Annotated in this window: 17 protein-coding genes; 9 read left to right on the top strand and 8 right to left on the bottom strand. The window is 58.6% G+C overall.

Annotation, left to right across the window (positions count from 1 at the left end):
* Positions 1-50: 50 nt before the first annotated feature.
* On the bottom strand, positions 51-863 hold the full coding sequence (locus AC3WOY_RS25690) for a TetR/AcrR family transcriptional regulator (protein WP_492429020.1): 813 nt from the start codon (positions 861-863) through the stop codon (positions 51-53).
* Between the two features lie 233 nt (positions 864-1,096).
* Here AC3WOY_RS25690 and AC3WOY_RS25685 point away from each other — a divergent pair, with 233 nt between their 5' ends.
* Complete coding sequence (locus AC3WOY_RS25685; RefSeq protein WP_492429018.1) at positions 1,097-2,683, top strand: MFS transporter; 1,587 nt, start codon at positions 1,097-1,099, stop codon at positions 2,681-2,683.
* Between the two features lie 15 nt (positions 2,684-2,698).
* Here the strand turns inward: AC3WOY_RS25685 and AC3WOY_RS25680 are convergent, their stop codons facing one another.
* Positions 2,699-3,445, bottom strand: a complete 747-nt coding sequence (locus AC3WOY_RS25680) for a hypothetical protein (RefSeq protein WP_492429016.1) — start codon at positions 3,443-3,445, stop codon at positions 2,699-2,701.
* Between the two features lie 296 nt (positions 3,446-3,741).
* Here AC3WOY_RS25680 and AC3WOY_RS25675 point away from each other — a divergent pair, with 296 nt between their 5' ends.
* From AC3WOY_RS25675 to AC3WOY_RS25655, 5 genes are all read left to right on the top strand, one after another.
* Positions 3,742-4,113, top strand: a complete 372-nt coding sequence (locus AC3WOY_RS25675; protein WP_492429014.1) for a hypothetical protein — start codon at positions 3,742-3,744, stop codon at positions 4,111-4,113.
* 463 nt (positions 4,114-4,576) lie between these two features.
* Positions 4,577-6,259, top strand: a complete 1,683-nt coding sequence (locus AC3WOY_RS25670; protein ID WP_492429012.1) for a DUF1302 domain-containing protein — start codon at positions 4,577-4,579, stop codon at positions 6,257-6,259.
* 70 nt (positions 6,260-6,329) lie between these two features.
* A complete protein-coding gene (locus AC3WOY_RS25665; protein ID WP_492429010.1) occupies positions 6,330-7,712 on the top strand; it encodes a DUF1329 domain-containing protein in 1,383 nt (460 codons plus the stop codon).
* Between the two features lie 131 nt (positions 7,713-7,843).
* Complete coding sequence (locus AC3WOY_RS25660) at positions 7,844-8,971, top strand: WD40/YVTN/BNR-like repeat-containing protein (protein ID WP_492429008.1); 1,128 nt, start codon at positions 7,844-7,846, stop codon at positions 8,969-8,971.
* Between the two features lie 48 nt (positions 8,972-9,019).
* On the top strand, positions 9,020-11,500 hold the full coding sequence (locus AC3WOY_RS25655) for an efflux RND transporter permease subunit (protein ID WP_492429006.1): 2,481 nt from the start codon (positions 9,020-9,022) through the stop codon (positions 11,498-11,500).
* 782 nt (positions 11,501-12,282) lie between these two features.
* On the opposite strand, the gene AC3WOY_RS25650 is transcribed toward AC3WOY_RS25655, so the two are convergent.
* A complete protein-coding gene (locus tag AC3WOY_RS25650; RefSeq protein ID WP_492429004.1) occupies positions 12,283-13,587 on the bottom strand; it encodes a spinster family MFS transporter in 1,305 nt (434 codons plus the stop codon).
* A 116-nt stretch (positions 13,588-13,703) separates the two neighbouring features.
* Positions 13,704-15,332 carry an AMP-binding protein gene (locus tag AC3WOY_RS25645; protein WP_492429002.1) on the bottom strand — a complete coding sequence of 543 codons (1,629 nt, stop codon included), beginning with the start codon at positions 15,330-15,332 and terminating at the stop codon, positions 13,704-13,706.
* Positions 15,333-15,658: 326 nt separating this feature from the next.
* Here AC3WOY_RS25645 and AC3WOY_RS25640 point away from each other — a divergent pair, with 326 nt between their 5' ends.
* Positions 15,659-15,808: a hypothetical protein gene (locus AC3WOY_RS25640; protein ID WP_492429000.1), complete on the top strand. Its 150-nt coding sequence runs from the start codon at positions 15,659-15,661 to the stop codon at positions 15,806-15,808.
* On the opposite strand, the gene AC3WOY_RS25635 is transcribed toward AC3WOY_RS25640, so the two are convergent.
* Positions 15,782-16,681 (bottom strand): alpha/beta fold hydrolase, encoded by a 900-nt coding sequence (locus AC3WOY_RS25635; RefSeq protein ID WP_492428998.1) that lies wholly within the window; start codon positions 16,679-16,681, stop codon positions 15,782-15,784. The two genes, AC3WOY_RS25640 and AC3WOY_RS25635, sit on opposite strands and share 27 nt — an antisense overlap.
* A gap of 205 nt (positions 16,682-16,886) precedes the next feature.
* Here AC3WOY_RS25635 and AC3WOY_RS25630 point away from each other — a divergent pair, with 205 nt between their 5' ends.
* A complete protein-coding gene (locus AC3WOY_RS25630) occupies positions 16,887-19,148 on the top strand; it encodes a CoA transferase (protein ID WP_492428996.1) in 2,262 nt (753 codons plus the stop codon).
* A gap of 140 nt (positions 19,149-19,288) precedes the next feature.
* Positions 19,289-20,185, top strand: a complete 897-nt coding sequence (locus tag AC3WOY_RS25625) for a Bug family tripartite tricarboxylate transporter substrate binding protein (protein ID WP_492428994.1) — start codon at positions 19,289-19,291, stop codon at positions 20,183-20,185.
* Between the two features lie 90 nt (positions 20,186-20,275).
* Here the strand turns inward: AC3WOY_RS25625 and AC3WOY_RS25620 are convergent, their stop codons facing one another.
* From AC3WOY_RS25620 to AC3WOY_RS25610, 3 genes are read right to left on the bottom strand one after another with little or no spacing between them, the layout of a single operon-like run.
* On the bottom strand, positions 20,276-21,100 hold the full coding sequence (locus tag AC3WOY_RS25620) for an SDR family NAD(P)-dependent oxidoreductase (RefSeq protein WP_492428992.1): 825 nt from the start codon (positions 21,098-21,100) through the stop codon (positions 20,276-20,278).
* Between the two features lie 56 nt (positions 21,101-21,156).
* Complete coding sequence (locus AC3WOY_RS25615) at positions 21,157-22,707, bottom strand: class I adenylate-forming enzyme family protein (protein ID WP_492428990.1); 1,551 nt, start codon at positions 22,705-22,707, stop codon at positions 21,157-21,159.
* Positions 22,697-23,626, bottom strand: a complete 930-nt coding sequence (locus tag AC3WOY_RS25610) for an alpha/beta fold hydrolase (protein ID WP_492428988.1) — start codon at positions 23,624-23,626, stop codon at positions 22,697-22,699. Before AC3WOY_RS25610 ends, AC3WOY_RS25615 begins: the two co-directional genes overlap by 11 nt.
* Positions 23,627-23,806 lie beyond the last annotated feature (180 nt).

The following is a 23,806-nucleotide window of genomic DNA, read 5'->3' as shown; positions in this document are numbered from 1 at the left end:
TTCTAACCATAAGAAAGCCCCCGAAAAATTCGAGGGCTTTTTTGTCTGTATCAGGTTGTCTTTTCCGATTTGCTCGCCTTTGGTGGCTTCGCCTTGCTACTAAGTACGGCTTTCGGTTTCGCGCCTGGTTCATCGGTTGCCTTCACCCTGGCCCTTCCCCTTGCCTTGTCCGCTGGCTGTGGTAGTAACGTTGATTGCGGCGGGACGGCGACGGCAAGCGCGGCAGACGTGCCGCCGCGCATGACGAGTGCGACGATTCTTGCGAGATTGCTGTTGATGCGTTTTCGACCCAAGCCTCCCGCCATCACCTCGGGTTCCGTCGCTGCCATGTGCTCCATCGCGCCTTGTAGTATGGATGCCTCGGCGTAGGCATCCGACCGGCGGCGCGTGCCTCCGGTCGGATTGATCATGAGAATGCACTCGGCAAATCGTTCGATGAAAGGAATGAACGTGTTCAAGCGCAGCTCGGCGAACCGCTTGTCGCCCCGTGTCGCTTCGAGATTCCGGTAGCGCAGCACGGGTCGGTGCTTGTCCCACACTGCATTGAGGGCATCAATGACCTCACCCGCGCGCTGCTCCAGATTCTCGTACGTCCACGGCTGCTCAAAGAGCGTGTGGATAGTGGCCATCTCCTGACCCGCTACCTCGCTCAAGGCGTACAAAATGTCCTTGGTGTCGTCGAAATACATGTAGAAGCTTGCCGGCGACGTGCCTGCCTCGGCGGCAATCGCCACGGTAGTCAACTCGACGGGGGAGTGGATCGTCAGCAGGCGCCGAGCAGCATCCATCAGACGCGCTCGCGTCTCCTGTCCCTTCCTGCCAAGCGTTTGCCCCTGTTTGTTCTTCTGCACGTCAATATCCATAACTGTTTTCGGTTCCGTTTCGGTTTCGTTTCACTATGCACGAAGCACTAAATAGCTGACGACCACTTATTTTTACGTATATATCATTGTACCCGCTATGGCAAGGACAAAACAGTCTTTCAAGCGCGCGCTGCGGTGTGCGGTAATGATTTAAAACTGTTAAAGTGTCAGTTTGTGGTGCGGACGGCAACTGCGTCTGCGAATACATGACGACAAGGACACAGGCGGTGGCGGTGGAAAAGACAAGCAATAGCGTGTGGGGAGCATTGTCCAGTCCGGCGTTTCGCGCGCTCTGGTTTGGCAGTGTAGCGCTGAACATCATGATCTGGATGCACAGTGTGGCGGCGGCATGGCTGATGGTATCGCTCACCACGTCGCCGTTGATGGTGGCGCTGATCCAGACTGCAAGCGCGTTGCCATCCTTTATTTTTGCCTTGCCCTCGGGTGTGATGGCAGACCTTGTGGATCGCCGGCGCTATCTGCTTGCCGTCGTTGGCTTCATGGTTGCCGCTGCGCTTGCCTTGTGCGCGCTGTACTACGGCGGTGCGGTAGGCGGTTGGACGCTGTTGGTCTTCACGTTTTTCCTGGGTGTGGGTTTCGCCCTCCAGGGACCTGCGTGGTATACCGCACAGACTGACGTTGTGCCGCGACAATTGCTCGCTTCAGCGTTGTCACTCTCGGCCGTCTCGTACAGTTCCGCACGCGCTGTCGGCCCGGCGTTGTCGGGTGCAGTCGTGTCGTCCTTTGGAGTCGGGGCGGTGTTTCTGGCTAGCGCGGCATTGCTGGTCGGGGCCACGCTGGTCCTGGTCCGCTGGGAAAGCCCGAAGCGTACGAGTGGGCTGCCGCCTGAAGATTTGATTTCAGGGCTGCAAAGCACTTTCCGGTATGTCCGCCACTCGGAAATCATGCGTGCGCAAATCCTGCGCACGATTGCCTTTGTCGGCGTTGCCAGCGCCCTGTGGGCGCTCCTGCCATTGATTGCAGGCGGGCAGCTCCGTGCTGGTCCAGGCGGTTATGGTGTCCTGCTTGGCTGCATCGGCGCGGGATCCGTGCTAGGGGCGATTCTGATTCCGCGGTTGAAGGATATGCTTGAAATGAACCGCATGATGGCTCTCGCTGCCGCCATGTACGGCCTGGCAACCCTGACCTCAGCATACATTCCGAATCTGTACGCAGTCTGCGTCGTCCTGTTCCTGGCAGGCATAGGGTGGATCGGCGTTGGCAATACCAATATGCTGGCTATGCAATCGTCCGTGCCTGGCTGGATCCGGGCGCGGACGATTGCGGTTTACATGCTGGTATTCCAGGGCGCGATGGCCGTTGGAAGCGCATTCTGGGGGGCGGTGGCTGCTAAAGTGGGGACATCGAACACGCTTGTTCTGAGCGGCGTCCTGATGGGCGGCGTGATGGTGATTATGAAGCGCTGGCCGGCGCGTATTAGCGACGAAGCGGAGTCGACCCAATCGCCGGACGCGTCGCAGTTTGATCTGCAGTCGTTTGCCGTGTCACGCAATGCACCGGTGGCAGTCCAGATCGTCTACGAAGTAAGTCCCGACAGGCGTGACGCCTTCCTGCGTCAGCTTTATGTGATCGGGAAGGCACGTCGCCGCGACGGGGCGAGCTTTTGGCGGGTTTACCGGGAGATCGAGCATGACTCAAGATATGTTGAACGATTTCTTGTCGATTCCTGGGGGCAGTACCTGCGCCAGTGCAGCCGGGCGACTCTGGCCGACCTGGAGGCAGAGCGTCGATTGCGCGAAATGCACGGAGGTGAAGCGCCTCCGGTCATCTCCTATTACGTCGCAGAGCCCTGTCCTTGACGCCTCTGCAATTCGCTAAGCGGGGAAATCCTTAAGCAACCTTTCAGGGTGGTCGGCGAAATCTCGGACGCTGCCCTTGTTGCGCTTTGCTTCTGCAATGCGAACCGGCTGAAACACATAGCAGGCGCCGGACATACGGTCAGCAAATACTTGGGCGTCTTCGAACTGGTCTAAGTCGATTCCTCGCCCGCTGGCAATCATGACCGCCCGCCGTAACGAACTGACTGCCTCCGCCATTTCGCAATCCGCGCCCGCAAGCTTGCGCACATCGAGGGAACGCAGGCTTTGTCCGGCCCAATCGGCCGGGGAGACGACCTGCGTTCCGTCTAGCGTCCAGTCGAGGAGGAGCGCACCATCACGGAACACGCGGGCCTGCCGTTTTGTACCAACCGCATCTGTTACTTCCAGCTCGTAAATCCTGCTCTTCCCGCGCGCCGCGCATGCAATGGCCAGCAGCGCCAGGTCAAACTGGTGCGTGCACTGTCCATGCGGATCAATATGTGTTGTGGCGCCGAATACATCAATGGACAATGGGGTGCCGATCAGTTCCTTAAGCATTTGTCCGGCATGAGCACAGCTCGTCCACGGGGTGCGCTTGTTCTGTGATCTGATCGCGACGATCTGCTTTCCGTCATGCTCCAGGCGGACCAGGAAATGGTGATAATCGTCTTCCACCCCTGCCTCGACGACTCCCTCATTCACGCGGACAATAATCTTTCGGCGCAAAGCGCCCGGCCTCGCGCCGACTGTAATGTGATCCATATCTTCAAATGTCTGTACTGAAGGGAGCCTTCAGTTAATAAAACTAAAAATATATCAGTTATCCGTGCTGTTAGGGAGTTGACGTCGCGTGTCGGAGCTGTCGACTCAGGAGGGGAGGGCAGAGGTATCGCCGAAAGGAAAGTTTGTCTTTAAGCAAAATAACCGCACGCTATGAAGCGCATCTAAAGCCATCGAAAAAGTAATTTGACATGTGACGGTCTCCTTCGATATTCTCACTCCATAAATAACAAAGTATCAGTTCGCTTCAAGCGAAACGACTACCCGCAGGAGCAGTCTTGACGCTCGGCGTGGAGGAGATGGCAATGTCGAAGAACTTCATTTCCCGCAGGAGGACTGGCTTACCTGCTCCAAGGTATGTCTTCCGGCCAGCGAAGCTGCATCCCGGCATTTCCGTTCGAAAGCCTGTCGATCGAGAAGCGCCATATGGCGTCATGTCGTCGATTGCGCCAAGGCGCAGTCGACGTCAGGAGGCTCATCCGCTTGAAGACATCGTGTTCGCAATCGTGGTAGCTGTGCTCGTGTCTCTGATTCTCATCCTCGTATGCCACATACTAGAGGGCGCGGACCATCCCGTCCCGTTACTTGATGCCCCCATTGGCTTCTATATCCTGAGCCATCCGTTCAACACGCTCTTTAGCCTTTACTAAGCTCGCTCGTAAAGCGCGGCTCTAACAGGCTGTGGAAAAACGACGTGTTCGTGGGACTGCCAAAAGCTTTGGTTGCTCAACACGCCCTACAAACGATTTTCTTTGAGCTGCTAACGGTTTTTTGTGCCGCTGATAACACGAAAAGGTGGACGAAGAAATCGTTTTTCGACGCCCTGCTAGGTCTGGCCGCAACACCCTCTAGACTCCTTCGAAGCGTTGTCTTCGTCCGGTCACCCCGTCACGCCGCCCCTCAACCTCCCCGACCTATACCTCCTGCGGCCGTCATGCAAAGCAATGACAAAAAACATGCGCACAAATTGTTGACCTGATCTTGGTTCTATGGCTTACTATCAAAAACTGACAATGTGTCAGTAATGAATCGCCGCTAGGTCAGTCTGCTGGAGGCGCTAAGTTCTAAGGTGAGGAATCCAACCGGATAATAACCAAAAGGAGTTGATGGAGAATGAGTACAATAAAGGCACGCTTCAAGCGTAACAAGATCGCAACAACAATAGCTGTCGCCTTCGCTGCTTTCAGTGGCGGGGTCCACGCGTTTAGTATTGAGACCGATAACCCGGATCTCGACATTCGTTGGGATAACACTATTCGCTATAACGGCGGCTTCCGCATGGAGAAGGTGAATCCGGCCTTCTACAATAATCCGGGACATGATGAAACCACCGGCCGTTTTTCGCGCGGCGAGATGGTGACCAATCGCCTTGACCTCATCTCGGAACTCGACTTCATCTACAAGGGGAAGTATGGCTTCCGCGTCAGCGGTGCGGCGTGGACGGACGGCGCCTACGGCGACCATTCCATCCGCAACCCCGCACTTCCGGTCAATGGCGCGTATCGTAACGATATTTTCAATAATTATGCCAAGCGTTACATCGTTGGGCCTTCAGGTGAAATCCTGGATGCATTCGTATTCGGCACGTTCGAACTCGGCGCTTCGCGCCTGAGCGTGAAGGCCGGCCAGCACAATGTGTATTGGGGCGAGTCGTTGTACTCGGCAACCAACAGTATCGCGTATTCGCAAAGCGGCATCGATACCATTAAATCGGCAACCAGCCCGGGTGCCGAGGCCAAGGAGCTTTTCTTGCCGCGCAACCAGGTGTCCGCGCAGATGCAGTTGAGCGACGATCTGTCACTCGGTGCGCAGTACGCATTTGCCTGGAAGCCGTTCCGTCTGGTCCCCGGTGGCACTTATTTCTCTGGCTCTGACGGTACTCGTTCCGATTTCGGTTCCAACTCGCCTGGCTTCAACCTCGCAAACGGCGGTGACATTGCGCCTCCCGACCGCGGCGACCTGGGCCTGAGCTTGCGATGGAGCCCGGCTGCCCTTGGCGGCACGGTCGGTTTCTACTATCGCAAGTTCGATGAAAAGCTGCCATGGTCAATTACCCAATTGCGCCCGACCGGCGGTGCCCCGGCGCCGGCGGCAGTCCGTCTGTCCTTCGCACGTGACACCGAACTGTACGGCATCAGCTTGACGAAGAATCTGGCGACGGTTTCCGTTGGTGCGGAGGTTTCGTACCGCAAGAATACGGCGTTGAATTCGACCGCCGGCTTCACCGTCCTCCCGGCAGACGGCATCGAACCGACCTACGCGGAAGCCGAAGGTGCCCGGGGCGATACGCTGCACGCACTCGTAAACGGCGTCTACCTGTTACCGGAAACTCCGTTGTGGGTGGGAGGTACCCTGCAGGGCGAATTGAATTTCAGCCACCTGATGAAGGTATCGAAGAACCCGAACCGTTTCTTCGGTGAAGGTTATGGCTGCCCGGCGGGACGTGACAGGACGGACGGATGCGCCACCAAAAATGCTGTCGGTATGAACCTCGCGTTTACGCCCTCCTGGCCTCAGGCATTCGCAGGTTGGGATCTCAGCATGCCGACGACTTTTGCCTACCAGTTGAAGGGTAACGGCGCCGCGCTTGGCGGCGGCAATGAGGACACAATGGCGTGGTCGATCGGCCTGACTGGCATGTTGTATTCACGCTACGAGTTCTCCGTCAAGTATGCGGACGTCAAGGTGCGTTACAAGACTAATCCCGTGACGGGCCTGGTGTCGACTGCCAACGGCAGCAACGCCGTACAGAACGATCACGGCTGGATCTTCTTCACGTTCAAGACAACGTACTGACGTGTAGATGAGAATCGTTAGCGAGGGGCGTCGTCGCCCGTAACTAATATAGCAACACAGGAGACTATTCATGCAATTCAAAAAGCACATTCCGGCTATTGCTGCACTTGTAGCGCTTGCAGGCCAAGCTATCGCTGCCCCGACTCCAGAAGAAGCCAAACAGTTGGGAAATACACTAACCCCCGTCGGTGCAGAAAAAGCCGGCAATAAGGATGGCACTATCCCGGCCTGGACCGGAGGTCTTTGCACGCCGCCGGCGGGTTACAAGCCTTCGCAGGGAGCTGCGGCAGGTGGTGGCCCATACGTCGATCCGTTTGCCAATGAAAAGCCATTGTTCCGCATTACTGCGGCGAATCTGGGGCAGCATGCCGACAAGCTCGACGAGGGCACCAAGGAACTCTTCAAGCGATATTCAACCTTTGCAATTGACGTTTATCCGACGCACCGCACCGCCTGCTTCCCGACGTGGGTGTACGAGAACACGATCAAGCGTGTGATGAATCCGAAACTGGCCGGCGATGCGCCCGGCCTGACCGGCGCGCATGCACAGTTCCCGTTCCCGATACCGAAGAACGGCTACGAAGTGATGTGGAACTTGCTGATGAAGTTCCAAGTCCCGCATCATCGCTTCGTTCTGGAAAGCTCGCTGATGGACACCTCCGGCACCTTGACCGTCACGTCGGTCCAGGTGATCGACGAGGCCCATCCGTTCTGGGATAACTCTGCCGGTCCGCTTCCAGACGACAAGCCATATCGCACACTGATCTCAACGTCCAAGGCGCCGGCATCGCAGGCCGGCCTGAAACAAATGCGCTGGTCTGCGCATCGCACGGACGTCAAGGACGATATGGCCTGGAGCTACGTCCCCGGCCAGCGCCGCGTTCGCCTTGCGCCTGAATTCAAGTACGACACAGTATCGACGACTTCCGGCGGTATCCTGATTTTCGACGAGATCAATGGCTTTGACGGCAAGATGGACAAGTACGATTTCAAGCTGATCGGAAAGAAAGAAATGTACGTGCCGTACAACACGGTCAAGCTGTTGAGCGCGCCGACAGAGGAAGCAATGAAGAAGAACCACGCGAACCCGGATCTGCTGCGCTGGGAACTGCATCGCGTGTGGGTCGTCGAAGGCCACTTGAAGGCGGGTCAGCGGCACGTGCAGAAGAAGAAGGTCTTCTACGTCGACGAAGACAGCTGGGCGCCGCTCGCGTACTATGCACTGGATCACTCGGACAAGGTGCATCACGTCGCACATTATCCGACCATGCAAGAGTACGACAAGCTGGTTGTGCGGGTTGCGCCGCAATTGTTGTACGACCTGAACCGTGGTATCTACGGCTTCCAATCCAAGCCCTTGGGTCGTGCGGACCAGTTCGGTTATATCAAGGCACAGCCGTTCCCGACCAATTACTTCACGCCTGACTCCCTTGCCGGAAGCGGTGTGCGCTAGGTAATTGCGCCCAGGCATAGTTAAGCGGAAGGCTGCCCACGGGCGCCTTCCGCGACAGTCACATACAGGCCAGATGCACCAATGTAAGCAGCGTGCAAGCAGTAAGCAGGTAGACTGTTGACGTACCAGGAATGCGCGCGGAACACGCCGGGCTCCTGGCGATGACTATTTCGGATTTCATGCAAGGAGTTTTTCAAGTGCGCCAGATCTTAGTTGCAGTGGCCGCGTCACTTTTGATCCCGGTTGCAATGGCTGTCTCTGGGCAGGACAAGGCAAGGGATCCGCTCGATATCCCCGCAGCCGTTACCAAACTGACGACAAGTACCCAGCTTTCCGGCATCGCACGCGCGGGAAACCGCTTGGTTGCCGTCGGCATTCGTGGGTTGATCGTAACCTCGGATGACGACGGCGGGACATGGGCGCAGCGCCAAGCACCTGTATCGTCGGACTTGCTTGCAGTGCATTTTCCGACGCATGAGCACGGCTGGGCCGTCGGGCACGATGGAGTCATCCTGCATAGCCAGGACAGTGGCAAGTCCTGGAGCAAACAGTTTGATGGCAGGCAGGCGGCGGATCAGCTGACCAAGCATTTCACGGCGCTTGCCGCCAGTGGAGACGAAACCGCCAAGCGCTTGCTCGAAGAGACGCGCCTCAATTACGAAAACGGGCCGGAACAGGCGCTCCTCGATGTTTGGTTCGAGGATGAAAAGAATGGCTTCGTCTGCGGTACCTTCGGCACCTTGCTGCATACAAGCGACGGCGGCAAGACGTGGACATCATGGGTTGAAAGCATCGAATCCGACCAGTTGCTGCACTTGAATGCAATCCGTGGCGACGGTCGCAATGTCTACATTGCATCGGAAAAGGGCACAGTGTTTCGGCTTGATCGCGGGCGCAAGCGCTTTCTGCCCTCCTCGACCGGTTACAACGGCAGCTTTTTCAGCGTGGTAGCTTCCGGCGAAACGGTGATTGCAGCTGGCCTGCGCGGGTCCGTGTTTCGCTCGGGCGATGCTGGAAAGACCTGGGAAAAGGTCGACTCGGGATTGATTGCGTCGGTGACTGGCGCCACAACCACGCAAGACGGCAAAATCCTCATGGTTAGCCAGAATGGCAGCCTGCTGATGAGTAGCGATTCGGGCGCCCGTTTCACGACAGTCCGCGTTCCGCGGCCCACAGTCCTTTCCGGAATTGCTCCGGCGGGCGCTAACAAGGCCGTGGTGGTCGGATTGACCGGTATCCAGCAGGTGCGGCTGAAGTAACGGACACCGCGGCGCCGGCCTGAAAATTAACGTATTTGGAGTACATGCATGGCAACTTCCATCCGGGCAGGCTATCTGCCAGTCGTCACTGACCCGGCGCAGTTTGACAAGAACAGCGGATCGTTGCTCGAGCGCTTCATTTTCAACCATCGCGCGATTATGGTCGTCATCTGCCTGCTGATGACTGTCTTCCTGGGATGGCACGCCACGAAGCTGCCGGTCAACGCCAGCTTCGAGAAGATGATTCCGAGCTCGCATCCCTACATCAAGAATTACTTCGACAACCGCAATTCCATTCGTGGGATGGGCAATTCGATCCGCGTTGCGCTCGAGAATACCCAGGGCGATATCTATGACAAGGATTACTTGCTCGCGCTGCAAAAGCTGAATGACAAGATTTACCTCATGCCTGGCGTCGACCGCGCATGGATGCGCAGTCTCTGGACGAGCAGCCTCCGCTGGACGGAAATCACGGAGGAAGGTTATCGCGGCGGGCCCATCATGCCTGACCGCTGGGATGGCGGCACGGATGCTACGCGCCAGCTACAGGCGAACATCGCTCGTGCGGGCATTGTGGGCAGCTTTGTCGCCGATAACCTGAAATCCGCGGTGATCTTTGTTCCGCTTGTCGAAAAACACCCGGAAACCGGCGAACAGCTCGACTACGCGGAGTTTTCGCGCCGACTTGAAGCGGAAGTACGTTCTCTCGAGACCGACAAGTACAAGATCCATATCGTTGGTTTTGCCAAGCTCGTTGGCGACCTTATCGATGGCTTGTACGATGTCATGAAGTACTTCGCGCTGTCCGCAGCGATTGCGGCGGCGTTTGTTTTCCTGTACACACGCTGCATTCGCAGCACGATCCTGCTCGTCACAAGCGCCACGCTTGGCGTGGTCTGGCTGCTGGGAATTCTGCAGCTGATGGGCTATGTGCTTGATCCGTATTCCATCTTGGTGCCTTTCCTGATTTTTGCCATCGGCCTGTCGCATGGGGCGCAGAAGATGAACGGCATCATGCAAGACGTGGGCCGGGGAACGCACAAGTATGTAGCGGCGCGTTATACCTTCCGCCGCCTTTTCATGGCCGGCCTGACAGCGCTGCTGACCAACGTTGTCGGCTTTGCAGTCTTGGTGATTATCGACATTCCCGCGATTCGTGAAATGGCGGTGACGACGAGTATCGGTGTGACAGTCCTGATTTTCACCAAACTCGTGCTCATTCCAGTGCTGCTTTCGTATACCGGTGTCAGCGCGGAAGCTGCCAAGCGCAGCGTGATGAACGAGTCCGATCACGCGAGCGCCAAAGGGCCTTTCGAAGCAATCCGCTCCGTCCTGATTCGGCTGTGTGAGCGCCGCAATGCGATTATTGTCATTGCTATTTCGGTGGCGCTGACGGGGACCGCGCTGGTCGTTCGCAAGGATATCCAGATCGGCGACCTCAACGCTGGCGCACCCGAATTGCGTCCGGATTCGCGCTACAACCAGGATGCGGCGTTCATCACCGCTAACTACGGTCTGTCGACCGACCAGTTCGTAGTTATGCTGAAGACACCGCCCGGCGAGTGTTTCGCCTATTCCAACCTGATCGAGGCCGACAGGCTGGGGGCAACCCTTCGCCAGGTGGAAGGGGTGCAGACGACCCTCTCGCTGGCGGACGGCGTGCGCCGCGCCACATCGGGCATGTTCGAGGGAAATCCGAAGTGGCAGGCGATTCCGCGGAACACTACCAACCGATCTACAGCCTTCGCCATTTTCCAGGGAGACCGCCCGGAACTAGCTGACAGCACCTGCGCCGTCACGCCGCTAGTCGCCTATCTGGCGGATCACAAGGCGGGGACGCTGACGCGCGTCGTGGAGACCGTCGAGAAGTTTGCCAAGGAGAATAATGCGCCTGGCCGGGAATTCCAGCTTGCAGCGGGCAATGCCGGTATCGAAGCGGTAACCAATATCGTCGTGAAGAAGAGCTTCTGGACAATGCACTTTGTGCTGTACGGTTCGGTGGTTCTGCTCTGCTTCATCACGTTCCGCAGCTGGCGTGCAACGATCGTGGCGATCATCCCACTGGTGATCACGTCGGTTCTTTGCGAAGCGCTGATGGTGTGGCTAGATATCGGTATCAAAGTGGCGGTCCTGCCCGTCATCGCGGTCGGTGTCGGGGTGGGCGTCGACTATGCGCTTTACCTGCTCAGCGTCCAGCTCGCCTTGCAGCGCCGCGGTGTGACGCTCGCCGAAGCTTACACTCAGTCGCTGGACTTCACGGGCAAGATCGTGGGGCTGGTCGGTTTGACGATGGCGGCGGGCGTGATTACCTGGGCGTGGTCACCGATCAAGTTTCAGGCCGACATGGGCATCTTGCTCACCTTCATGTTCATCTGGAACATGGTGGGCGCCCTGCTGCTGATTCCAGCCTTGTCCTATTTTCTGCTGCGTACTGAGGTAGACAAGGACAACTCAGCTGAGCATGCGGCGCGGGATCAATCTACAGCTGAGCAAGAGGTCATGGCGGCGCGCGCTGTTATGAACGGCTGATCACAATCTGCTTCCAACTACCAGGACGGTGCATTGCAGAATGCCCGTCCTGTTTTGCTTCTACATCTAAGTGTACGTCGTGACACCGATGCTCGATTCGGCCCACCGCCAAACAGTTCATTGATCAGAACGTTCCATTCAACGGGGCGAGGCACGGTAGGGTAGGTATGCTCTCGGAGATTTCTCCCTTTTTCAGTACCGGTGTGTCTTTGTCAGCTTGGGCCCGGGACTTCCTGTCTTGGCTAGAGAATTCGAGGACCGGAAGTATCGCTTTCAATCGGTTGCGGTCTCGTTGCCGAGATAGGGGGCACATCACGGGCAGGCCCTGCGCTAATTGTTCAACGCGATCAAGGCGCAGTTCCTGCCTTTGGCAGATTTACAAGAGGCCGCGGACGCGCGCTGGAAAGGGGAGAGGCAAGGATAAATGGACCTGTCAGACATCGTCGTCAGCATCGACAACGTGGCCGCCGGCTTAGAAATTCGAGCGGCTACGCAAGCACAATGCGCAAAAGGGACGCTGCGCACGTGTTCGGCAAGATTACAACAGCATGTTCATCAGTGCCGGCATCTCTGCGTTATCAGCAACAATGTCCGGTTGCGGGATATATCTATCGCTTCGACACCGATTCTATTGAAGAATTGCCGGGAAACGCCTCGATATGAGGATGATGCCAAACGCCGCGAGGGCCAAGCCCGCATATACACCAGAGCCGACTGTGCAAAAGGAATGAAAACGGGAGGCAGGAAAATTCCTGCCTCCCGTTCGTTTCGCTGCACGCTTATTATTTTGCCTGTTGCATTAGGCGATCGCAGGCGCGTGCCGAGAACCAGAAGTGTGTAGCAGCCCAAGGGAGGCAGATGGACATGACGGTAATCATTGCGTAGCGCAGGTCACCGCCGTAGAAGTCGCTGAATACGCCGACCATGAAGGGCCCCACACCGTATCCGATCAGGTTGGTGGCGATTTGCACGGCTGCCGCCGTGGTGCCCCGCATACTGGTCGAAGTAATGCTCAGCATTGCGCCGAAGGTTGCGGGAAACGCGACGAAGGCAATCATCTGAGTGAGTGACAGCAGCCCGACTGACACGGCAGCGGAGCTGGCAAGCATACCAGCAACCGCGACTCCGGCTGCCAGCAGCGACACGGCGAGGCTTACGTCCATCCTGCGACGCGCGCGGAATTTCGCCAGCTTGTCGCTGATCACACCGCCAAGGACAGAACCGATGGCGCCGCAAAATCCGCTTGCGAGGGCAACTGAAAACCCGGCTTCCTTAATGTTAAGGCCATGGACGCGCATGACGAATGACGGCAGCCAGGAGCCGATAGTCGCGACTGCGGCAGCCGTCAGGGACACGCCGGCAAGCAAATGCAGCATGGCGTGGTTGCCGCCGACATGACGGATGACTTGCGCCAGGGTCGCCGCCTTCTTTTCCTGCTCCTGCGGTGCTTCCTCCATCGCGCCACGCTTGGGTTCCCTTACCGTCACGATCAACACGACGGCGAGTATCAAGCCGGGTACGCCGGCGAGGTACATCGCGGTGCGCCAGCCGTAGGTGGCGGTAACGTAGCCGCCAATTACGATACTGAGCACGGCGCCGACCGCATTACTGAGAAAGAAACAGCCGATCGCCGTCGAACGTTTCGCCGGTGGGAAGAGATCTGAAATCAGCGAAAGGCTGGCTGGCGAGCCGCCGGCTTCCGATCCGCCGACACCCATGCGGGCCAGCAGCAGTTGGAGGTAGTTTTGTGCCATGCCAGAAAGCGTTGTCATGCCGCTCCAGACGGTCACCAGGATGGCTAGCAGCTTGACCCGATTGACACGGTCAATCAGCAGGCCGAGCGGAATGCCTGCAAGTGCGAACGTCGCGCCGTAGGCGAGGCCGGTCAGAAGGCCGATCTGGCTGTCGGTGAGCTGGAATTCCGCGCGCGCCGGTTCAATGATGATCGCAATCATCATGCGGTCGAGAAAGTGGCAGGAATAGATTAGCGTCAGGATCGCAAGCGCGTACCAGTTTGCGGCCGGGACGGCGCCGGCTGCGACGGGCGCCTTGACGTCGCCGACGGCGACTGAATCGTTCATTTTCATTTGCTACGTCTCCTTATTGCATCGCGGGCTGCTGATGCTACGGTTTTCGTTGGCCGCCAGGGCCGTACGGCCACAAAAAAACGAGGTGCATTGGAATGCACCTCGTTTGGGTCGGGTCAGCGTTTCTTCAGGGTGACCGTGGATTTTTCGCGATCCCAGGTGGTGGGCGTCACACCCTGGTCACGCAGTTCATACTTCAGAATGCGCCCCACCGCACTACGGGGGAAATCGTCGCGGAACTCGATGTAACGCGGCACCGCGTAGTACGGCATCTGGTCGCTGGCCCAGCGGCACAGGCTCTCCTCGTCCAGTGTCACGCCTTTCTTCAACACCACGGTGACCTTCAGTTCATCTTCGCCCATCGGATCGAGCACGGCGTGGGCTGCAACGTCTTCTACGGCTTCATGCGCTCGAAACGCATTTTCGACTTCGAAACTGGAAATGTTCTCGCCGCGACGGCGCAAGTAGTCCTTTTTGCGGTCGACGAAATAGAAGTAATCATCGTCGTCGAACATGCCGATGTCGCCAGTGTGGAACCAGAGGTTCTTCATCACCTTCAGCGTATCTTCCGGCCGCCTCCAGTAGCCCTCGAACATGATGTGCGGCATGCGCGGACGAACAATGATTTCACCTGGGGTGTTGGGCGGCAGTTCGTTGTCCTTGTCGTCGACGATGCGAACGTCGAACCATTCGTTGCGCTTGCCCGAACTCCGCGGTTTCGCCGCTTCGCCATAGGGCAGCACTGTCATGAGCGAGCATTCGGTAAGGCCGAAGCAACCGGACACGGTGTGCTCGGCGCCGAAACGCTCTTTCCAGATTGCCTGGATGTCTGGAGGGAAGGGCGCGCCCCACACATGCTTAAGCTGACCGTAGCAGCGCTTCATGGCTTCGTTGTCGGGCGCGTTGGCCAGCATCGGGAACATGGTGGCAAGGAGTGAAACTTCATTCGCTTTCGTGCGCTCGATTTCGGGCCAGAAATTGGAAACCGAGAAGCGCGGGTAAATCGATACGCGGGCGCCGACCATGAGGTTTGCCATGACCGTCGAACACACCGCATTCATATGGAACAGCGGTAACGGCGTCCACGTATGCGTGTCTTTGTTGCGACCTGTCATCTTGAGCATTTGCAGGCAAAAGTTGTACGCATAGTTGTGGCTCACCATGCAGCCCTTCGACGGCCCCGTGGTGCCGCCGGTATAGATCAGCATCGCGAGATCGCCGGGTTTGACGTTGATGTCCGGATCCACGGCGTTGGCGCTCAGGATCTCCGACCAAGGCAGCAGCTTGTGTTTGAAACCGGGTAGATTCGGTTTCGTGCCGCGATAGACCAGTGTCTTCAGTTCCGGCAACCGGTCCGCGATGGCTGCGACACGTTCCGCGTAGTCCTGTTCTGCTATGACCAGCGATGCGCCCGCGTCGCTCACCTGGTGGCGCAGGAATTCGCCCTTGAGCGCGGTGTTGACCGGTACGCTGATGGCGCCGAGCTTGTTGATCGCGAACCAGATGAATACGGCGTCGGCAGAATTGTCGAGGATCGTGACAACGGTGTCGCCGTGTTTGACGCCGAGGGCAATCAAGCCGTTCGCAAGGCAATTGGCACGGTTCTCAAGGTCATTGAACGAATACTCTTCGCCGAGGAACTCTAGAAACGTGCGATCGCCGTGTTCCTCTACGGCACGACGCAATACCATGTTGATCGTGCCCTGGTCGCCGGCCTTCCAGGCGGTGCTGATATCTGCCTTCATCGCTGTATCTCTCCTATTGGATATCCACGGTCATGATTCATCCCGGCGCGGCGGCTCCAGATGGCGGGGCTTGATGCAGGTGCCGCCGCGCCGGGAAGTCATGATTCATCATCTAATAACTGACACTCTACCAGTTTTCTGCCGAAATTGCTCATTTTCTTTCGCACCGAGGGGTGTGCCCGGATGCTTTCCTTCGGGTGGCATGGGAAAAGTACAAGGCCCTTCTTTGAAGCCGTCTAACTGGAGCGTTTTTACTTGACACCGACGCGCACTGATTTCGATGGATTGCTGGACTGGGAAGTGCTACAGGCCTGATCGCGGGTGTCGTGTCCTTCCTGACAAGCGACGGCGCTGCCTACATGATGGATGAAGCCGTGGTGGTCGACGGCGACCGTCCGGCGCTCAATTACATGATGCCGGCATGCCCGGTAGGGCGGGTGGCCAAACGGCTATTCATGCTTGCGCGGAGCGAATAGCGCGCGCAGTGTGCTGATCAGGGCGATCGGCTGGTCCAGCAACAGGTGGTGGTGTGCATCGGGAATGACAATTGGCTCACTGGCATTCTGCGCGCTTCTCACGATGCGCCATGCATGGCCGTCATCGATCAGTGCGCTGCGTTCACCGTAGAGATAATCAAAGCGCGCCGTCATCCTCGACAGCAAAACACTCCCGTCATGCTCGTGCGTGCCTGCTTCTTGCAGCGCGCTGTCGAATTTCCAGCAGTATCCGTGATCGGTCTTGCGCAGCGAATGCAGCGCGACGTGGTCGACCAGGAAGCCGAATGGGACCGGCTGCGGCGGCAACAGGCGATAACGGTTCCGCGCGGACTCCAGGTCTGGATAGATCCGTGCGCCGCTGATACGCGCCGGACCGCTCGGAAGGACCTCGTTCTCGAACAGTACGTAGCTGTCGATGGCAACCAGATGGCGGAAGCGTTCCGGCTGCTCCGCCGCCGCGCGCATCGCGCACAGGCCGCCGTAGCTGTGCGCGACCACGATGGCCGGTTCGGGTGCGACAGCAGCAAGGAAACCGTTAATGTCGTTCGACAGGATTTGGGCCGAATAGGAGGCGCGGTGTCCGCTGTCTCCCATGCCGGACAGATCGAGCGCATACACGCGGTGCGTTTGCATGAAGAACGGTGCGATGAATTCCCACCAACGCGCATGCGCCCGAAAGCCGTGCACGAACAGAAGCGGCGGAAGGGAAATATCTGCTTCGTTCCAGGCGAGGTAATGCAAACGATTGCCGTCGACGTTCACCCAGCGGGATACGGCCGCCTGTGACAGCGCCCATTGAAACCATTCGTCCGGCGCATCAGTCGTTTCCGATTCCGGTGTTGCCAATGTCATCGCTGTTTCCTTACTTAACAGGTGCACCGTACCTTTGCCATGGCGCATGGTGACGCGCATGCGTGCTTCCAATGCCTTGTCTCAAGGGAGACTATGCGTTAGAGTAGCACAAAACTGAAAAGATGTTAGTTATAAGGGTGGTCGACGCGCGGCACTTTTGAAAGGGTGTTGCGCATGTCGTGTACTGTCTATACAGGAGAACAACATGGAGACGAAGGCAGGCGAAAGCCTGGGGACAAACGGAGTCCTGGAAGGTGTACGCATCCTTGACCTTGGACGTTATCGTGCGTGTGCAGAAGCGGCTTTGCTGCTTGCCGAACTCGGCGCTCACGTGATCAAGGTGCGCTTTGCCGAGGAAAACGGTCTTGGTCTGTCGTCGGTACAGGCGGCTATCTGGGACCGCAGTAAATCTGTATTGGATATCGACCGTACTCGCGCGGATGACCAAGCGCGCTTCGAAGCGTTGCTGGACGGGGCGAGTGTCGTGCTTCAGGACCGTACTCCATCCGAGATGAAACAGTCGGGTCTCGATCAAGCAAGCCTGTGTGCCGGCCGCGCAGACCTCATTTTTGCCTCAATCGGCAGCTGGCCAAGCGAGCACGCCAATGCCGAGCGCCCAGTCGACGACATCCTGGTCCTAGCGGAGGCGGGAATGATGGACGAACAACTGGCGCTAAACCGCGACGGGCCGGTCTTCCTCGGCATGCCGCTGGGGTCGGTCCATGCGGCGTTCCTGGCAGCGGCCGGCATCCTTGCCCGCCTGATACACCGCAACCAGTCGGCCCGGGGCGGCGCCGTCGCGACCAGCCTGGTGCAGGGCGCGCTGCTGCCTATGATGATGTACTGGGACCATGCCGAAGCGCCAACGCCCGGACTGCTCAAGGGCATGCCCAAGCAGACGCCGCAGTCGCAATATGAATGCAAGGACGGCAAGTGGATGCACGTCATGGGCGATCCGACGAGGGCACCTTTGGTGCGCCGCCTGCTGGACGAAATGGGCCCGGAGCGTATCCGCGAAGCCAACGACAAGTTCTATGCGGGTCGCCCGATCGTTCTGCCCAACATTGGCGCGCTGGGCGAGGTTTTTCGGCAACGCTCGCGCGAGGAATGGCTGCAGGAATTGTGGCAGTCCGATGTCGCCGTGCAGCCGGTGACAGAAACCGGTGCCTTGTTCTTTGACGAGCAGGCCCGAGCATGCGGTTACGTCACGCCGGTGGACACGCGCGAATTCGGTCGCACATTGCAGGCGGCCGTTCCCGTCCATCTCTCGCCGGCACCCGCAGTCCGTACAGACGTAAAGCCCGAGTGGGATGAGCGGCCTGAAGATACAGCGAGGGCCGGCGCACCATCCACGCGTCACCCGTTGGCCGGTATCAAGGTGCTCGATTTCGGCAGCTATCTTGCCGGGCCGTTGGCAACGATGCTGCTGGCTGACTTGGGTGCCGAAGTGATCAAGGTCGAGGCAGTCGAGGGCGAGCCAATGCGCCATGTCGAATGGGCATTCAATGGTTGCCAGCGCGGTAAGCGCACCATCGCATTGGACCTTGCTAACCCCGGCGCCGCTGACGTGATCGCGCGTTTGGTTCGCGATGCCGACGTCGTGCATCACAATCAGCGCATTCCGACCGCGAAGAAGCTCGGCATCGACTATGAATCGCTCAAGAAGATCAATCCTGATCTCGTCTATACCCACGTCAGCGCCTACGGGCCGGTCGGGCCGCGCAAGGACTGGCCGGGTTTTGACCAGTTGTTCCAGGCTGCATCAGGATGGGAGATCGAAGCGGCAGGCGAAGGTAATCCTCCTACCTGGCTGCGCTTTGGCATGATGGACCATCTTGCGGCGCTTGCGTCCCTGCTGGCGACCCTCGGCGCCTTGTACCATCGCCAGCGCACCGGCCAGGGCCAGCAGACCGCAGCGTCGCTGCTTGGCGCCAGCCTGTTTACCTTGGAAACGGCGGCGGATGAAAGCGGATGCTTGTTGCCGTACCCCAAGCTGGACAAGCGCCAACTCGGATTCTCGGCCGTACGTCGCTTGTATCAATGCAGTGATGGCTGGGTGGCCGTGTCAAGTGCCGATCCGGACGCCTTGCCACGCGTACTGGCGATTGGGAAATGCGCGGACGTAACTGGGCTGGAGTCAGTGCTTGCCGCACAGACTGTCAAGCAGGCGATCGGATTGTTTGCCGGTGCCGCGATTCCTTGTGTGAAGGTGGCGTTGGAGAACAAGACCGCATTCTTCGATGACCCACGCAACAGGGCTTGCCGGCTCATTGCCGACTATCCGCATCCGGTCTACAAGCGACTGGAGCAGGTCGGCGCGCTATGGGAGTTCGGCGACCTCGACTGCGCGCTCGAACTGGCCCCGCCGGTCATCGGGCAGCACACCAGGGAAATTCTGTTCGAAGCCGGCTATCAGGCGGCGGAGATCGACATGCTGTTGGAGAAGAAGGTTGTGAAGGCCGCATGAACGGGTTCGCGGAAGCCATGGAACGGACCGAAAACACAGTCATGAAACCGAAATCTGGAATACGTGCCGCATTGCGGCGCGGCATGCTCTTGTCCCTGTCGGCGGCAGCAATCGCGCTTTCCGTTCCAGCAGCCGCGCAAGTGCGCGCCGCGCCATTGACGTTGCTTGTCCCATTCTCCGCCGGTGGCCCGTCCGACCAACTGGCGCGTGCCTTGGGACAGAAGATGACGGCTCTGGCAGGCTATCCTGTCATCGTCGAGAACAAGCCCGGCGGCGGCGGGCAGATCGCCGCCGCCGCACTGAAAAGCGCGCCGGCGGACGGCAGGACGATGCTCATCGGCGACATTGGCGTGTTGGCAGTCAACAAGTCTTTGTATCGCAATCTGTCATTCGATACTCTGAAAGATTTTGCACCGGTTTCGCTAGTCGGCAAGTCGCCCATGCTGTTGCTTGTGCCGCGGGATTTGCCGGTGAAAACAGCGAAGGATCTGGTCGACCATGCGCGCTCGACGCCGGACGGTATCTTCTACGCTTCGCAAGGGGTTGGTATCGGCGGGCATTTGCTTGGCGAGATGTTCCGGCAGCAGACCGGGGCCAATTTCTCGCATGTGCCCTACAAGGGAGCGGCGCCCGCCGTGCAGGATCTTCTTGCCGGGCGCGTCGGGTTTCTGTTTGAAGTTCCGGCCGTCACGCTGCAATATGTCAAGGAAGGACGCTTAAAAGCGCTGGCTGTCGCGTCCGACAAGCGGACGCCTTTGCTGCCTGGCGTGCCCACCATGTCCGAGGCGGGTGTGCCGAGTGTCTCGATGGATATCTGGTGGGCGATCGTGGCGCGTGCCGGCACACCGCCAGCCGAGATCGTGGCCATGAACAAGTTGCTCCGCACGGCGCTGGCGTCCGATGACCTCAAAACGAAGTTCGCCAGCCTCGGTGTCAACCTGCAGTCATCGACGCCCGAAGAACTCCACGCCTTATTCGTCATGGAAATCAACCGCTTGGGCAAGGTTGTCAGGGAATCCGGTGCGACCGTCGATTGAGTAGGAACGGGCTGCGCTGAAAAAAGGGAGTAATACGGTCCCTTACTCCTTTTTTGCTGGCGTTGGCAGGATCAGCGCCGATTGAAGATCCTACTCGTGATAGAGCGCCCACGTGCCGTCTCCCCGCGCCCGCGTCCAGCCCGAAGAAGCAATCGTGCCGCCGTCGACGGGAATGACTACCCCGGTCAGGTAAGACGCCATACCAGAAGCGAGGAACACGATGACCGAACCCATTTCCTCGACATTGCCTACGCGGCCGAGCGGGATGTAGCGGTCACGCGCGGCATTCATCTCCGGCGTGGCATTGAGTGAGAACTTGCGCAAGCCTGCCGTCTCGATCATGTCCGGTGCAAGCGCGTGCACATGGATACCGTGTTCCGACAGTTCCAGCGCCATCGTGCGGGTAAAGCTGACGATAGCTGCCTTGCACGCGGCATAGACGGCGTAGCCCGGCGCAGCACGCAAGCCTTCGCTGCTCGCGATATTAATGATGGTGCCCCCCAGGCCGCCGGCGATCATGACCTTGGCCGCTGCGTGCGTGGCGGCCAGCATGCTCACGAAGTTGAAATCGATATGCTTGCGCCAGCTGCGCTCGTTCTGCGCCATGAACGGGTTTTGGCGTACGGCGCCGGCATTGTTAATGAGGATGTCGATGCGCCCGAAATGTTCGACCGTCTTGGCGACGGCCGCTTCGATCTGGTCGGTATGCAGGACGTCGGTCCGGATGTAGATCGCCCTGCGGCCCAAATCGCGCACGGCTTTGACGACGCGTTCGCCGTTGACCTCGTCAATATCGGCAATGGCGACGTCGCCGCCGAAGCGGGCAATATGCAGTGCGGCGGCCTCACCAAGGCCGTTGGCGCCTGCGGTGATGAACGCTACCTTGTCATCGAGGCGGTAGCTCTGCTCATTCATGTTCTTCTCCTGGTTGTCGTAATGTGATTGCGCGAGCACAAGCAGACGCTCTTAGGCTATTGCCGGTCTGCAAACATTTCTCGCAGCTTATACTTCAGAACCTTGTTGAATGTGTCGTTTCGCGGCAGGCGGTCCACGACTTCCAGCTGCTCGGGGATCTTTTGCCGCATCAAGCCGGCGTCCTTGAAGAACGCGACCATCTCGTCGAACAGCAGTGGGCAACCCGGGTCGCGCAGTTCGATTACGGCGCAAACCCGTTCGCCGCGCTCACGGTCGGGCAAACCGATCACTGCGGCTTCGGCGACTTTTGGATGCTGGTACAGAATCTCCTCGATTTCCCGGGCGGACACGTTTTCCCCCTTACGGATGATGACGTCCTTCAAGCGGCCGGTCAGGGAAATATGGCCGTCCACGCGGCGCACGCCGATATCTCCCGTACGGAAGAATCCATCCTTGTCAAATGCGATCGCATTGAGTGCGGGATCGCTGTAGCCCTTGCAGACAGTAATGCCTCTGATGCGGATCTCACCCGGTTCGCCGGGATTGGCCAGGCTTTCGTCCTGGCGCACGATCCGCACTTCCATGCCGTTAATAACCATACCGTCACTGTACGCAAGCTGTTCATCGCTGTGCGTGGGAGACCCAGCCGCGATCAATGGCGCCTCGGTCATCCCATAGCAGTGGGCGATAGTGCACTGCATCTCGCGTTTCACCTCGAAATACAGTTCCGCCGGCTTGGCCGCGCCGCCGCCGGACATCAGTTTCAAGGTGGTCGCCACGGGCACGTCCGGGTTCTTGCGTTGCTCGGCGAGGTAAGCCATGTAATGTGCGGTACTGCCCGTGGTGACGGTGACGCCGTGTTTGCGGTAGAGTGCGACCGCGTTCGTGACCGCGAACTTTGGCAGCAGCAGTGCCGACATGCCGCAGGTCAGGAGCATGACCAGGTTCATTAGCCCGCCCACATGTGCAAATGGAAAGGCAATTGTGCCCACGTCGTCCGGGCCGAGTCCGAGCATCTGGCAATAGACGCGGCCGGCGGCCATTAGCGTCCGGTCGGAATGCAGCGCACCTTTCGGGTCGGACGTGGTGCCCGACGTGTAATACACCCAGCGCGGGCAATCCCCATCGGCCGCGGGCTGGGGCAGGGCCTCGCCGGCACCCGCCGCTAGTTTTTCATTGAAAACGAGGATGGAGGGGGGCGTCGCCATGGACGTACAGACCAGATCCGCCAGCGCGAGGTAGCCTTCATTGCCATTCGTCGGCGCCGGGATGATGTAGTAGGCCGACTTGTTCTGGCCGAGGATCGCGGTCACTTCCTTCTTGCCGTATAGGTGGATGACAGGATTCTGCTTCGCACCCAGGCGCGCCAGGGCAGCGGCGAGGATCACTGCATCAATAGATGTCGGCATCTGCCAGGTCACTTGCGTGCCGTTTTCGATACCTCTTTTTTTCAACGCAGCGGCAACACGTTCCACGCTCAGCGCGAAGTCTGCAAAGCGCATCACCCGGCCGTCGGCCTCAATCAGCATCGGTGCATCTGGCGTCTTGGCCGCACGGCGCTGGATCAGTTCCCAGAGAGAGTCGGCCTCAAGCAGTTCATGTTCCATGGCGACAGTCCTTCGGTGCAGGCGCGGCAAGCAGGGCGCGGAGTGTGCTGATGAGGGCCAGTGGCTGATCCAGCATGAGGTGATGGTGTCCTGCCGGGATCTGAATCGGGCCGCGGCCGAAGGTCAAATGGGAGACGATGCGCTCGGCAAGGGAACGGTTCACCACCTTGCTGTGTTCACCGTACACGAAGTCGACCGGCCTGCGAATGCGCGCCAGCAGATCTTCAGCGTCGATTTCCTGATTGCCGTTGGTCACCATGTCCGGATCGAACTTCCAGCGCCAGCCCCCTTCGACCTGCCGTAACGAACGGCGGGCAATATGGTCCACGAGAAAGGGAAGTGCGCCAGGTTGTTCCGGCATGAGGCGATAGCGTGCACAGGCTTGCTCGAAATCTGGATGCACGCGACCGACCAGGCGAAGCGGAGGAGGGCCGGGCTCGCCTCGGAAGCGGACAAAGCTGTCGATGATGATCAGGTGCGCGAAAAGATCTTCGCGTTCCGCGCACGCGCGCAACAGTCGCGCGCCGCCGTAACTGTGGCCGATGGCGGTGACAGGGCCGCACGACAGTGCTTCCACCACGCCACAGATCTCTGCGGCAAACAAGTCCACACTGTATTCAGGCCGATGAGCGCTGTCACCCATTCCGCCAAGGTCCATGGCAATGACGCGATACTGCTCGGCGAAGAACGGCGCAATGAAATCCCACCAGTGGGCGTGGGCACGGAAGCCATGGATGAACAGCAGTACGGGCTTGCTGTTGCCTTCCTCTCCCCACGACAGATAGTGGATACGCGCGCCCTGGATTTCAACGAAGACGGAGGCGGGTCTATATGCGATTGCGCGCCGGTACCATCCGGGGACGCCGTGCGCATGGTCATCTGCGTCATCGCTTGCTCTTGTGACAGGCCAGCTGTTCATTCGGGTTGATCCGTTTTATTGATGTTCGCTGGCGGGCGCTGCAAATAAATATGGGCGCGGCCGCCAACTCGTCTCCTGCTGGAGCAAGTCCAGCGCATAGAGATTACCACGAAACTGACAAAATGTTAGTTAACCGAGGGTTGGGTTTACTCTTTTGTAATCGCGAGAGCGAAATTGCGA

This window comes from Noviherbaspirillum sp. FW303-A3 (genome assembly GCF_058788695.1).
The sequence above is the reverse complement of the archived record's forward strand: the minus strand, read 5'-3'. Positions and strand labels throughout refer to the sequence as shown.